This is a genomic window from Actinokineospora pegani (genome assembly GCF_009745975.1).
Lineage (GTDB): Bacteria > Actinomycetota > Actinomycetes > Mycobacteriales > Pseudonocardiaceae > Actinokineospora > Actinokineospora pegani.
On record NZ_WHOL01000047.1, the window covers coordinates 24937 to 38153 of the forward strand.

12 protein-coding genes are annotated in these 13217 nt (G+C 73.7%); 5 read left to right on the forward strand and 7 right to left on the reverse strand.

The genetic code is table 11. The annotated features are described in order from the left end of the window. Positions 1–15: 15 nt before the first annotated feature. The 7 genes from GCL84_RS04045 to GCL84_RS04075 all read right to left on the reverse strand — a co-directional run bounded on the left by GCL84_RS04045 (position 16) and on the right by GCL84_RS04075 (position 9468). The gene (locus GCL84_RS04045) at positions 16–732 is read right to left on the reverse strand and encodes a hypothetical protein (protein WP_156753977.1); all 717 of its coding nucleotides are present in this window, start codon (positions 730–732) and stop codon (positions 16–18) included. 108 nt (positions 733–840) lie between these two features. Next, entirely contained in the window at positions 841–3741 is a 2901-nt protein-coding gene (locus tag GCL84_RS04050; RefSeq protein WP_235925982.1) for a serine/threonine-protein kinase, read from the reverse strand. A 6-nt stretch (positions 3742–3747) separates the two neighbouring features. Further along, on the reverse strand, positions 3748–4728 hold the full coding sequence (locus tag GCL84_RS04055) for a glutamate ABC transporter substrate-binding protein (protein WP_235925983.1): 981 nt from the start codon (positions 4726–4728) through the stop codon (positions 3748–3750). Between the two features lie 44 nt (positions 4729–4772). Beyond that, positions 4773–6095 carry a hypothetical protein gene (locus tag GCL84_RS04060; protein WP_156753979.1) on the reverse strand — a complete coding sequence of 441 codons (1323 nt, stop codon included), beginning with the start codon at positions 6093–6095 and terminating at the stop codon, positions 4773–4775. 144 nt (positions 6096–6239) lie between these two features. After that, a complete protein-coding gene (locus GCL84_RS04065; RefSeq protein WP_156753980.1) occupies positions 6240–7421 on the reverse strand; it encodes a metallophosphoesterase in 1182 nt (393 codons plus the stop codon). Between the two features lie 9 nt (positions 7422–7430). Further along, complete coding sequence (locus GCL84_RS04070) at positions 7431–8012, reverse strand: PaaI family thioesterase (RefSeq protein ID WP_156753981.1); 582 nt, start codon at positions 8010–8012, stop codon at positions 7431–7433. A 187-nt stretch (positions 8013–8199) separates the two neighbouring features. Further along, a complete protein-coding gene (locus GCL84_RS04075; RefSeq protein ID WP_197523010.1) occupies positions 8200–9468 on the reverse strand; it encodes an MFS transporter in 1269 nt (422 codons plus the stop codon). A gap of 325 nt (positions 9469–9793) precedes the next feature. On the opposite strand from GCL84_RS04075, the gene GCL84_RS04080 reads away from it, so the two are divergent. From GCL84_RS04080 to GCL84_RS04100, 5 genes are read left to right on the forward strand one after another with little or no spacing between them, the layout of a single operon-like run. Continuing rightward, positions 9794–10264, forward strand: coding sequence for a hypothetical protein (locus GCL84_RS04080; protein ID WP_156753983.1), 471 nt, complete (start codon positions 9794–9796; stop codon positions 10262–10264). Continuing rightward, positions 10264–11511, forward strand: a complete 1248-nt coding sequence (locus GCL84_RS30540; protein ID WP_156753984.1) for a PPE domain-containing protein — start codon at positions 10264–10266, stop codon at positions 11509–11511. Before GCL84_RS04080 ends, GCL84_RS30540 begins: the two co-directional genes overlap by 1 nt. Beyond that, complete coding sequence (locus GCL84_RS04090; RefSeq protein WP_156753985.1) at positions 11508–11795, forward strand: hypothetical protein; 288 nt, start codon at positions 11508–11510, stop codon at positions 11793–11795. Before GCL84_RS30540 ends, GCL84_RS04090 begins: the two co-directional genes overlap by 4 nt. Then, positions 11792–12559, forward strand: coding sequence for a hypothetical protein (locus GCL84_RS04095; RefSeq protein ID WP_156753986.1), 768 nt, complete (start codon positions 11792–11794; stop codon positions 12557–12559). The genes GCL84_RS04090 and GCL84_RS04095 overlap by 4 nt, the downstream gene beginning before the upstream one ends. After that, complete coding sequence (locus tag GCL84_RS04100) at positions 12556–13083, forward strand: hypothetical protein (protein ID WP_156753987.1); 528 nt, start codon at positions 12556–12558, stop codon at positions 13081–13083. The genes GCL84_RS04095 and GCL84_RS04100 overlap by 4 nt, the downstream gene beginning before the upstream one ends. Positions 13084–13217: the final 134 nt, after the last annotated feature.

Here is a 13217-nt window from a genome sequence, read left to right on the forward strand (position 1 = left end):
TAGCCCCGACTGCTCTCAGATGAGGGTGCTTTCCTCCACCTCGCTCATGCGCGCGTAGAGGATCTGCTCGTTCACCTCGAGCTCGTTGACCACCTTGAGCGCGGCGATGATCCCGCGACCCACGCCCTCGTCCGCGGTCTCGCCGTACTCGACCTGCACCAGCGTGTTCGCGGCGCCACTGTCGTGCGCGGCGCCCCCTGGATCACGCCACGTGCCCTTCGCGCCGATCTCCGTCGCCGCGGCCCCGAGGAAGGCGAACACCCCGAGCTTGGCGACCGGCACGGTCAGCGTGAGCAACTCCCGGGCTGTGCGCTCCAACACCACCCCGTCGTCCGGGCCGCCGAAAAGCAGCGCGTGCAACAGATCCTTGGCCTCGCACAGCAGCTCCTCGGCCGCCGCGCCGCGTCGGGCAGGGTCGATCAGCGGACCGCCCTTCGCTGGTGGGTCGACCAGCGCTCCCGCTGCGACCAGGTGATCGCGGTCGACCGCGGACAGGCGGTCGACGACCTCGGTCAGCCGTTGCCCGTCGAGCCGCATCGCACGCACCCGGTGCACGTCCACCACCGTCGCGCTCGCACCGGTGTCGAGACCGAGTTCGGCCACGAGGAGATCGACCAACTGGTCGACGAGCCAGTCGTGCGGCTGACCGGCCAGCCGCTCCCGCAGGTCCGCGCGCACCTGGCGGGCCGCCGCCTGCCGCGTCTGCTCGATGATCTCGGCCAATTGCCCCATGCGTCACTCCCCGGATCTGTGTGCCCTGTTCGTCGTGGCACCCGCCCCTGCCGTTAAGGGGCAAACGGGTGGTCCGCCAACTCGATCGAGGGATCTGGACCGGCGTGTTCAGGTGACAGTGCGGGGACGGATGGAGTTGGCCTTGTCCACCAGGTCATGCCGCTGCTCAGCGGTGGCCGCGAGGCGGGCGAGCCCCCGGTAGCAGCGTTCCAGGCCGAACCGCAGGTCGCGTTCGTTGAGGGCGCAGGACAGCAGGGGGCGGTTGGGGCGGGCGGGGTCCGCGCCGGGTTTGCCCGCCAGCACCCAGGCGTGCGCGGCCTCCAGCACGTCCGCGGCCAGGCGGGAGCGGCGTTCGGCGTCGAGGGGGAGGGTCTCCACGCGCTTGGCGGCGTCGTGCAGGTCGGACTCGGTGACCTGGGGCTGGGTGGCGGGGTCGCCTGCGTGGACCTTGATCTTGATGGCGGCGATCTGGGCCGCGATGTGGTGGTTGGAGGTGTCCGGGACCTGGTCGAGCACCTCGATCGCGCCCGTTCGCGCGCCCTGGGCCAGGTAGACCCGGGCGAGGCCGAAGGCGGCGCTGACCAGTGAGTGGTCGGTGCGCCACACCAGCTCGTAGAACCTCGCCGCGACGAAGTGGTCGTTGGACAGCTCGTGGCTGACCGCCAGCGCCAGCTTCGGGGCGAGTTCGCCCGGGACGGCGTCGTACACCCGGTCGAAGGCCTCGCGCGCGGCCCTGGTGTTGCCGCCGACCAGGGACAACAGGCCTTGGAACCAGTCCGGTCGCCACTCGGCCGGGTCGGTGGACAGGCGGCGGGCGGCCTCCAGTTCCGAGCCTGCCGCGCGCAGGTCGCCCTGCTCGATGCGGGCCTTCACCAGCCGCAGCCGGACCTCGATGGAGTCCTGGGGGGCGTTGTGCAGCGCGGCGACCAGTTCGGCTGGCTCGCTGGCGGTGATGCTGGCCAGCACGGCCGCGGCGTGGTCGTCGGTGTCGACCAGCGGGGCCGACAGGATGCTCGCCACCTCCGCCGGGTCCGGCGGGGGCAGCGTCAGCGGTCCGGTCGCGGGCACGTTCGCGCCGAACGAGCGGGTGTCCACGCTGAACACAGTGGACAGACCGGGGCGCGGCCTGCCGGTGCCCAGCGCCATCACCTCGCGCAGCACGCCGGTGAGCTGGTCGGCCATCTCGCCCGCGGAGGTGAAGCGCCGCAACGGGTCGGTGTGCGTCGCTCGCTTGAGCACCCGGTAGTACGAGCCGAACAGCGCGAACAGCGGCTCGCTGTCCGGCGCGGGCAGCGAGTGCCGGTAGCGCGTGGTGTACCCGGCGAACTCGATCGACAGCACCGCCAGCGTCCGGCCCACCGTGTAGATGTCGGAGGCGATGGTCGCGCCCTCGGTCGCCAGCTCCGGCGCGGCGTACCCGGCGGTGAAGAACAGCGGGCTCTCGTAGTCGTCGGTCTTGCGCACCGCGCCCAGGTCGATGAGCTTGAGCTGCTCCCCGGTCTGGATCACGTTGTCCGGCTTGAGGTCGCAGTAGAGCATGTCGATGCTGTGCAGGTACCCGATCGCGGGCAGGATCTCCAACCCGTAGGCGATCACCTGCCCGATCGGCAGCGGCTCGGCCCGCCCGGTCTCCCGGTGGTGCTCCAGCGCCAACTGCCGCAGCGACTGCCCCCCGACGTACTCCATGACGATGTAGCCGACCGGCGCCCCGGTCTTGCGGTCCGGGTGCTGCACGAAGTTGTAGATCTTGACGACGTTCGGGTGCTCGACCTCGGCCAGGAACCGCCGCTCGGCCACCACGCTGGCCATCGACGTGGCGTCCCCGGTGTCGATCAGCCCCTTGAGCACCACCCACCGGGCGCTGACGTTGTGGTCCTTGGCCAGGTAGATCCACCCCAGCCCGCCGTAGGCGATGCTCCCGAGCACCTCGTACTGCCCGCCCACGAGGTCCCCGCGGAACAGCCGGGGCCGGAAGTTGTACTCCTGCCCGCAGGTGCCGCAGGTCCCCTCCGCCGGTCCGCCCCCGCGCGCCACCTCGGCCCCGCAGGACGCGCAGAACCGCTTGTTCTCCGCGACCACCGGGTCGTCGAGCACCGCACTGGCCGGGTCCTTCGGCGGCACCACCGGCACGTCGACCAACCCGGCCCCGAGGCGCCCCCGCCCCGACGTGCGCGAGGCCGTGCGCCTGCCGGTGCCGGGGAACGCCCCGGAGCCGGTGCTGGGCTGTGAGCCGCCCGCGGGTTCTTCTTCGGCGGGGGCGTCGGGGGGTGGCTCGATGCTCTGGGTGAGGGTGGGGATCTCCAGGACGCTGGTGGGCTGGTCGTGGCCGCGGAAGTCGTCCTGGGGGATGTGGGCGGGCCGGGGGAGGGGCTGGCGCTGCTGCCCCTGGGGCGCGCGGTTCTGGGGTTGGCCGCCCTGGGGCGGGCGAGCCTGGCCTTGGGGTGGGACACCCTGGCGGCCGTGCGGTTGGTGGCCTGTGGGCAGGTGGCCTTGGTGGCTCTGGTGCTGCTGTCCCTGCGGGTGCTGCCCCTGGGGCTGCCGGTCGTGCCCCCGGGGCTGGTGCTGCGGCGAGTGGCCTGCTGGGAGCTGGGTGGTCGGCTGGGCCGGGCGCTGTCCGGGCGCCTGGTGCTGGGGCGGCTGCTGCCTCGGCCCGGGGTTCGGGGGCGCGGGGCGGGGGGGCTCGGCGGGGTTGCGCGCGCCGTGCTGCCCCCGTCCCTGCTGCGGCGGTCCCTGCCGAGGGGGCTGGCCGGGGCGGGATTGCGGTCCGGTGGACTCCACGGGGTTGACCGGGCGCATTCCCGGGGCGCTCTGCTCTGCCGGTCGCTGCTGCGGGGGTGCGGGGTGTTGGCGGCCGGGTTGTTGGCCGCCCTGCCGGGTGTTGCCCGGGTGGTGGCCGCCGCTGTCGGGCTGGTTCGGGCGCCTGCCGGGGGCGTTCGGGGGCTGGGTGGGGTGCTTGGCGGTGGGGCGCGCGCCGCGGGGGTCCTGGGGGTCGCCGTGGGGTGGGGTCATGGCCGGTCAGTCCCGGTAGGTGGCGGGCGGTGGGGACGCCTCGCCGATCTTGGCGCGGAGCCAGAGGTCGTAGCTGGCCGTCCAGGAGCCCGCTGCGATCGACTGGGCCAGGACGCCGTTGACGAAGCGGACCATGTCCTCGTTCTGCTTGGGGATGCCGATGCCGTAGGGCTCCTCGGTGAAGCGGGGGCCCACCAGCTTGACGTTGGGGTCCTGGGCGACCATGCCCGCCAGGATCGTGTCATCGGTCGACACGGCCGAGACCTGGCCCTGCTGCAGCAGCACCAGGCAGTCCGACCAGTTGTCGACGGCCAGCAGCCGGGGTTTGGCGGTCAGCTCGCGCAGCTTGTTCAGCGACGTGGAGCCCTTGGCGGCGCAGACGGTCTGGCCGCCGAGCTGGTCGGCGGAGGCGATCGGGGACTCCTTCTCGACCAGCACCCGCTGGCCCGCGGTGTAGTAGATGGCGGAGAAGTTGATCTCGGCCCAGCGCGCGCAGGTCGCGGTCATGGTGCGGACCACCACGTCCACGTCGCCGCGCTTGAGGGCGTCGATGCGCTCCGCGGAGGTGATGACCTTGAACTGGACGCGGTCCGCGTCGCCGAACAGCGCGGCGGCGATCTCGTAGACCCGGTCGATGTCGAAGCCGGAGAGCTTGTTGGTGGTCGGGTCGCGGAAGCCGAACAGGAAGGTGTTCTGGTCGACGCCCGCGATGAGCCTGCCGCGGTCCTGGATGGCGCGCATGGTGCTGCCCTCGGGCATCGCGCCCGGCTTGGGCAGCGGGCCGGGGCGCAGGCTGGCCCGCGGGTCGCACGGCGGGACCGGAGCGGCGTCGCCGCTGCTCGTGGGCGGGTCGGCGACGACGCCGACCGGTGCGGGGCGGTCGACGGAGCTGACCGCCGCCCGGTCCACCGGCGCGGTCCGGCCCGTGCACGCCGTCGCCCCGAGCGCGCACGCCAGCAGCACCGCCAAGACCCCAGCTCGCCGCACCGGCACCCCTCCCCTCCGCGTGGTCACCCCCATGATGCCCACGTTCACCGGTACTCGCGAAGGCGTTCGCGGATGCCGGTCGAGATCCCGGCCGCCGCGACGACCGCCAGCGCCCCCAGCCCGAGCGGCAGACCGGTGGTCAGCGCCCCCGCCCCGGAGGTCGCCGTGGCGAACTCGGTGCGCGCCGCCCGGATCGCCGAGTCCAGCGAGCTGTCGAGCTCGCCGAACGCCGTCGCGGCGCTGCGCGGGTCGGAGCCGATGGCGGCGAGGACCGCGTTCTCGTACTGTCCGGAGTCGTCGAGCTCGCGGATGCGCTGGTGGGCGGCCCGCCAGGCGTCGGCGTCGGCCATCGCCGCGGTGATCGGGTCGGTGCCCGCCATGTCCCGGGCCTGGCGCAGCAGGTTGGCCGGGCCGTCCCCGGTGAGGGTGTCGACCAGTTGTCCCCACTCGGCCTCGTAGCCGGGACCGTCGCCGCGCGCGACCAGGGTCAGCGTCTCGTCGGCGCGGCCCTTGAGCGCGTTGATCCGGGCGTGCACGAGCACGTCGGCCTGCGCGGAGCCGGTGCGCTCGCCGTCGGCGACCTTCCCGGCCGCCAGGAACAGCACCGCCGAGGCCCAGACGACCCCGACCAGCACCGCGGCCGTCGCCACCGCCAGACCGACGTTGAGCAGCCGGTTCGTCTTGCGGGTCAGGTACACCTGCGCCCCGATGAGGGCGATCAGCAGCAGCAGCGCCAGCGCGGCGGGCGCCCAGGGGAACGAGCGGGCGTCGGCCTGCGCGGCCTTGAGCTGGTCGTAGTCGCCGGAGTAGAGGGCCTCGGCGGCGGGCAGGATCTTCGACCGCATCAGCCCGGACGCCTCGCGCAGGTAGGCCGCGCCCGCCGGGTAGCCCTGCCGGTTGTTGGCCCGCGCGGTCGCCACCAGTCCGGTGTAGACCGGGAGCTGGCGCGACAGGGTGCTCACGTGCCCGGCGGCGACCGGGTCCGAGCCCAGGTTGGCCGCCGCGTCGCCGATCGCGGCCCCGGCCTGGGCGATGTCGAGTTCGTAGCGCTCGCGCAGCGCGGCGGGCTCGACGCCACCGGACAGGAACGCGCTGGCCGCGACCGCGTCGGCGTCCGACAGCGACCGGAAGACCTGCTGGGCTGCGGCGGCCAGCGGCTCGCGCTGCTCGACGAGGTCGCCGAGGGTGTCCTGCTTGGTCTGCGCGGTCAGCGCGGAGACCAGCCCCGCGGCCACGGTGAGCGCGACCAGCACGGCCCAGACGACCGACAGCCTGCCCGGCGTCGTGGTCGCCGACCGGCCCGCCCGGCGCAGCGCGGAGGGGGCGTCGCCCGCAGGCGGCGCCGTGGTCACCATCGGCTGGCCCATGGTCGGGAAGTCAACCGCACCCCGGCCCCGGGCACGCGCGGAGCACCCGAGCGGTTACCCGGCCGTGACGCGGGAGCGGTGAGCACGCAGCCGAACCTAGTGGACCGGTGTGCCCCGATCCACAACGCGCGCGGGCGCCCGCGGTTACCGCTGCGACCCCAGTTCGACGATCGAGATCTCCGGGGGCGCGCCGACGCGCACCGGTGGGCCCCAGAACCCGGCCCCGTTCGTCACGTACAGCCACGTGTCGTCCACCCGCGATAGGCCCGACACGGCTGGCTGCGCGGCGCCCACCAGGTAGTGGAAGGGCCACATCTGGCCGCCGTGGGTGTGGCCGGAGAGCTGGAGGTCGACGCCGCGCTGGGCGGCTTCGGCGACCTGGACGGGCTGGTGGGCCAGCAGGACGACCGGGGCGTCGGGGGCGCGGGAGTCCAGGGCGCGGTCGAGGTCGGGAGAGTCGTCGAAACCCGCGCCCGCCACGTCGGTGGTGCCCGCGAGCGTGAGGCGGCCGCCCGCGACGGCGGTGTTGGCGTTGCGCAGGTAGTGCATCCCGAGCCGTTCGAGTTCGGTGATCCACTGCTCGTGGCCGCTGTAGTACTCGTGGTTGCCGGTGACGAAGAATGTGCCCTCGCGCGAGACGAGGTCCCGCAGCGGGGCGGCGGCCTCGCCCAGGGTGGCCACGGTGCCGTCGGCCAGGTCGCCGACCATCGCCACCAGGTCCGGCTCGGTCTCGTTGATCATGCGGACGATGCGCTCGGTGTGCGCGCGGCCGGAGATCGGTCCCAGGTGGATGTCGGAGACGACCGCGATCCGGAAGCCGCGCAGCGGGTCGCCGCCGACCGGGACCGGCACCCGGCGCACCTGCGGCGGTCCCAGGGCGGAGACCGCGCCCGCGCCCACGATGCTCGCCGACGCCGCGCCCGCGACGACCGCGGCGCCCCTGGCCAGGAACAGGCGCCTGCCCTCGTTCACCGCGGGAGCCGGCTCGGTGTCGGGTTCGGTGTCGGGTTCGTCACTCCTGGGGTCCGGAGTGGACCGGACCCAGCCGCGCAGCGCCAGGCGGGGCAGTTCCAGGACCAGCAGCAGCACCAGCAGGTAGAAGAACACGGCCAGCCAGAGGTAGCCGGGCCAGGCGAACCAGGCCGCGACACCGGGGTCCACGGCCCGCGACAGCGACAGCGTCGCCACCACCAGCACCGCGAAGAAGCCCAGGACGACGGTCCCGACCAGCCGCAGGCGGCCGGGGCGCGTGGTGTCCTTCACCAGCCGCTTCCACAGGTAGTAGTGCAGCAACACGACCAGGAGGCCGACGAAGGCGAAGAACATGCCGCAAGACTACGGATTCAGCTCGACCGACCGGCGGTTGAGCAGGGTCGGGTCCTTGGCGATCGCCCGCAGGTCCTCCGGCCGCCCGTTCTCCACGAAGTGGGTGAGCTGCACCTGGATGAACAGCGCGCGCGCCCGCACGGCCACGGTCCCGTCCTCGGCGTCGAGGCGGCCCTCGGCGGAGACGTAGACCTTGCGGCCCGCGACGCCGTCGAGGTGGGCGTCGATGAACAGCGTCGTGCCGACCGGGACCGGCCGGAGGAACTCCGTCTCGAGCTTGGCGGTCACCGCGGGCTTGCGCAGCAGGTTGCTCACCGCCGCGCCGAGGGCCTCGTCGAACGCGCAGGCGAGCAGGCCGCCGTGGGCCAGGCCGGGGGCGCCCTGGTGGGCGCGGGTGACGGTGAAGCGGGAGCGGATCGTGGTGCCCTCGCAGGCGGTGGTCCGGATGTGCAGACCCTGCTCGACCCGTTCGCCGCAGCCGAAGCAGTACGCGTAATGCGAGGGGAGGTCGGCGCCGGGGGCTGGGGCGTCCGGGTGGCGTTGCGGGGTTTCGGTCTCCACCGGCGGCCACGGCGTCGTGCTTCGACTCATTACCGGAGGGTAACCCGCGCGGGCCGCGCACCCCAGTTGACCGGGTGTGCACTGACCGCCCGGGACCCCGTCCACGGCCCCCATGCTGGGGCCGTGGACGAGGACAACGGGGCCGGCAACATCACCGACATCGCAGCCGCCGTGCGCCGCTGCTCAGAGCTGGCCGACGCACTGGCCGGCTTGGTGCTCAGCGCGCCGCGAGCTCCGGGGCCTGCGTGCTGGAGGTGACGTTGCGCAGTGAGCGCCCCGCCGTCTCCGGCAGCAGGAAGATCGGCACGGCGGCGATGACCGCGGCCCCCATCAGGTAGTAGGCGGGGATCAGTTGGTCGCCGGTGTCGGCCACCAGTTTCGTGACGATGTACGGGGCGGTGCCCGCGAACAGCGCCGTGGACAGGTTGTAGCCGATCGCGAACGCCCCGTACCGGACCTCGGTGGGGAACATCGCGGGCAGCACCGACGGGATGGTGGCCAGCAGGAACACCAGCAGCACGCCGATGATGGCCAGGCCCGCGGTCAGCAGCGCCGAGTTGCCGCTGTCCATGAGCTGGAACGCCGGGATCGGCAGGATGATGAACCCGGCGCAGGACGCGTAGAGCAGGGGTTTTCGGCCGATCTTGTCCGACAGGGCGCCGATCGGCGTGATGATCACCATCATCCCCAGGATGACTCCCATGATGACGAACAGCGGGGTCCTGCCCTCGAGCCCCAGCGCGTTGGTCAGGTAGCTCTCCATGTAGGTCAACATCACGTAGTCGGCGACGTTGAGCAGCACGATGTAGCCGATGAGGTGCAGGATGCCGCGCCACTGGGTGCGCAGCACGGTCTTGAGCGGCGAGGCCTCCACCGTGTTCTTGGCCGCTGCCTCGCGGAACAGCGGCGTGTCCTCGAGCTTCGTCCGCAGGTAGAGCCCGACCAGGCCCAGCGGCCCGGCGAGCAGGAACGGGATGCGCCAGCCCCAGGACTGCATGGCGTCGTCGCCGACGATGACGGTGGTCGCGGTGACCATCCCGGCGCCGAGGAAGAAGCCGGTCAGCGTGCCGAACTCCAGCCAGCTTCCCAGGAAGCCGCGCCTGCGGTCGGGCGCGTACTCGGCGATGAACGTCGCCGCCCCGCCGTACTCGCCGCCCGCCGAGAAGCCCTGCACCAGTCGCGCCAGCACCACCAGGATCGGCGCGAGCACCCCCGCCGTGGCGAACGACGGGAACAGGCCGATCGCGAACGTCGACCCCGACATCAGGATGATCGTCGTCGCGAGGACCTTCTGCCTGCCGATCCGGTCGCCGAGCGGGCCGAACACGAACCCGCCGAACGGCCTGGCCAGGAAGGCGACCGCCAGCACCGCGAAGGTGCCCAGGACGTTGTCGGTCGGGTTCTCGGCGTTGAAGAACACCGCTCCGAGAATCGCGGGCATGAACCCGAAGACCCCGAAGTCGTACCACTCGATTGTGTTGCCCATCGCGGACGCGGCGACGGCTCTGCGCACCGCGCGCTGGTCGGGCTCCTGTTGATCTCTGTTCGCTTGTGTCCCCGAATCACTCACCGATCGACCATAGCCCGCTGCCTTTGCGATCGCTGACGTTCATTTTCAAAGTCATCAACCTGTCAAGATCCCCTGTTCGGCCAGCGGTATTCAGTCGCCGCGCTTGCCCGCCTGAGCCCGCCATGTGCTCACCTGTGCACAAAGACGGGCCCAGGGGTGGAACCGGCGAGCCGGTCACGCCACTCTGTTACCCGACGGAGGCCGGGCCAGGGGGAACTCCCCACCGGCGGCGGGAGGGAACATGTCGCAGCGGGTGCGCACCATGCGGGGTGCGGAGAACCTGGCCGAGGACCGCCGGGTGCGCCGTCCCGATGGCGCGTTCGGGCAGGAGGACGTGCGTCCGGGCGTGCGCGGCGACCACCAGGTCCGGGGCGAGGACATGGACGGGGTCGAGTTCGACCCCGAGCGGCTGCGCGCGGTCGAGGCCGAGCTGGGCAGGCTGCGGGAGGACCTGGTCGGCCAGCTCCGGCACGCGGTGGCCCTGTCCGACCCCCTCGACGACGGCAGCGGCCCGGTCGCGGGCCCGATGCGCCAGTCCTTCCTCAACCGCGCCGACGACCAGGGCGGCGTCGTCGCCGCGCTGCTGGACTACATCGACGAGATCGACGAGGTCCGGGCCTCGATGCGGCAGACCCTGGCCACCTACACCGCCACCGACGAACAGGCCGCCCAGGCGTTCCGCGACCTCGACCTGCCCGCGCAGGAGGCGTGATGCGCTACAACCCCGACCGCAAGCGCGAGTACTGGCGCGACTCGCACGACATGTCGCACACCGAGCGGCACAACGCCAAGCGGCGCAGGCGCTTGCGGAAGCAGAACAAGGAAGCGCACGACTTCCGCCAGATCCGCTGGGAGGCCTACACCCACGCCGACCTCTACAACATGGTCATGGCGGCCAAGCCGGAGCAGATGGCCGACCGCGCCTGGCAGTGGAAGCGGCTCTCCGAGCAGATCAACCAGACCACCAGCTCGGTCAACAAGGCGATGACCTCGCTGGTGCAGACCTGGCGCGGCCCGGCGGCCGTGCGCGCGGCGGAGTCCAACACCCGGCTGACCCAGTGGGCCGACGAGGCCGGGCACACAGCGGCCAGGGTCGGCGCGGGAATGTCCGACTACGCCACCACCGTGCACTGGGCCCAGCAGCGGATGCCCGACCCGGTGTTCTACTACGCCGAGAAGCACTTCATGGCCGGCTACGACGTCAAGGTCGGCAACGACCCGGCAGGCGCCCTGCTGCTCAAGCAGCTCACCGACGACCAGGCCCCCAAGGTGGAGCAGCGCGACCAGGCCACCGCCGAGGCGGTCCGGGTGATGCGCCAGTACGGCGGCCGGAGCCAGGACGTCTCGGACAACCTGCCCCAGTTCGCCGAGCAGCAGCCCGCCCCGCCCAGGCCGCCGGTCGAGTTCAAGCCCCGGCCGCTGCCGCCCACGCAGCTCCCCCGCGTCCCGGTCGACCCCGTCGTCCCGGTGTCCCCGGTCCTGCCTACCCCGGTCCTGCCGACGAGCCCGGACGGCAACGACACCACCACTCCCGGCGGCTACGTGCCCGGTGGACCCGGCTCTCCCCAGGGCCCCGGTGGCACCGGCTACGGCCCCGGGGGCGTTCCCGGCGCGGGCGGCGGGTTCGGTCCTGGTGGCGCAGACGGCTCCCGCGGTCCCGGCGGCCCCAGCGTTGGCGCGTTCGGCGCAGGTGGTGCGGGCGGACCGGCTGAGGCTGGTGCTGGTCGCGGCGTGGGCGCCGGAGCGGGGGCGGGTGCGGGCGCGCTCGGCCGGGGGGTGCCCGGCGCGATGGCCGCTGAGTCGGCCGCCGCGCGTGGCGGCGCCGGGATGATGGGTGGCATGGGTGCGGGCGCCGGCGCGCGCGGCGACGAGGACACCGAGCACGAGAACAAGTACGCCGAGCCCAACGACTTCTTCGACGACCTGCCCCCGGCCTACCCGTCGGTCTTCGGCGCGTGAGCGGCTACGCCGCCGACACCGGGGCCCTCGACGGCGCGGCCACCCGGCTTCGCGCCACCGCCGACGCCCTCGCCGAGGTGACCGTCGACCCGGCCCTGGCACCGCTGGCGGGCCCGCCACGGCTCGCGGGCGCGCTGGCGGCGTTCACCGAGGACACCCGCGCCGCCCTGACCTCGACGACCACCACCCTGGCCGACGCGGCGACGGCCCTCGCGGCAGCGGGCGCGGCCTACGCCGAGACCGAGGCGGAGGCCACCGCGGCCTTCCGCGGCCACCTGCGGTGACCGCCCGCTACCGGGGCCTGGGCTTCGACCCCGTGCCCGGCGACCCGGACGCCGCCGGGACGGCCGCGGCCGGGTTCGGCACGGCCGCCGACGCGCTGACCCAGGTCGACCCGGCCGTGCGCCGGGCGCGGGAGGCCGCCGCGGGCTGGTCCGGCCCGGCCGCCGAGCGGTTCGGGACAGCGCTCGACCGGGTGCCCGCCGACGCCGAGGCGCGCGCCGACCGGCTGCGCGCGGCCGCCGAGGTCCTGAGCGCCTGGGCGGGCAGGGTGGCCGACCACCGGCGGCGCGCCGACGACCTCGACGCGCGGGCCGCCGCGCTGCGCCGCGGGCTCGCCGCCGCTGAGGACGACGTGCACAGCGCGCGCAACGCCCTCGACCTGGCCTCGACCCCGACGGCGGCGACCGCGGCGGGGATGGAGCACGCGGCGGCCGAGTCGGCGCTGGCAGGCCTGGAGGACGAGCTCGCGCGGGTCATCGCCGCGGCCAGGGACCTCGAACGCGAGCACACCGCGGCCGCGACCGCGGCGGCCGACGAGCTGGACGCGCTGCGCGACGTCGTCGCCGTCGAGCGGCCCGCGCCGGAGCGGGCCATCGCGTCCGCTGTGGACGCCGTCTCCGGCGTGACCGCGACGATGGCCCGGCTGCTGTCGCGCGGGGGCGGCGGCGAGCGGGTCCCCGGCGCGGCGGCGGCGTTCGCTGGCGCGCTCGTCCCCGCGCAGACCAGCCGGGAGACGATCGTCGTCCTCGAGGACCCCCGCCGGTGAGGCTCGCCGCGGTGCCGGGCGTGACCCCGGTGTCCCTCGCCTCGCCCGAGCGCACCGCCGAGGAGCTGGCCGCGCTGATGGTGCGCGCCAGGGGACCGGAGTCCGCGCACGACCCGGGGGTGGCGCAGTCGGCGGAGGAGGCCGCCGCGCTCGCGCACGCCAACGGCGCCGGACTCGTCGCGCTCGTGGAGCACGCCAACGCCGACCCCGCCGTCCTGGTCGCCCTGGTCGTGGTGGTCGACGCGCCGCACGGCCCGGACGCGGCCGCGGAGCTGCGCGAGCACCTGGAGGCCTCGGCCGGTCCGGACATCCAGGACGTGACCGAGTCGGCGACCGAGCGCGGGCACCCCGTGGTGATCGCCGACCGCATCCCCGCGGGCGAGCCGGGCTGCCAACTGCAAGCCGTGGTGGTCGAGCCGGGGGGCCGCAGGCTCGCCGTGTTCACCCTGCACTCGGTCTCCGGGCGCGGGTGGCTGGACCTGGCGGCGCTGCTCGGCCGTCTGGTGTCCTCAGTGGACTTTTAGGTCGTGTTCCGGAAGTCCGTGTTCGCGATAGCCGCGCCGGATGCGGTCCCTGGCGGCACGGGGCGGAGGCACCGGTACCGGCACCTCCACCCCGCACCGCCAGAAACCACCCCGATCACGACTCTCATCGAACG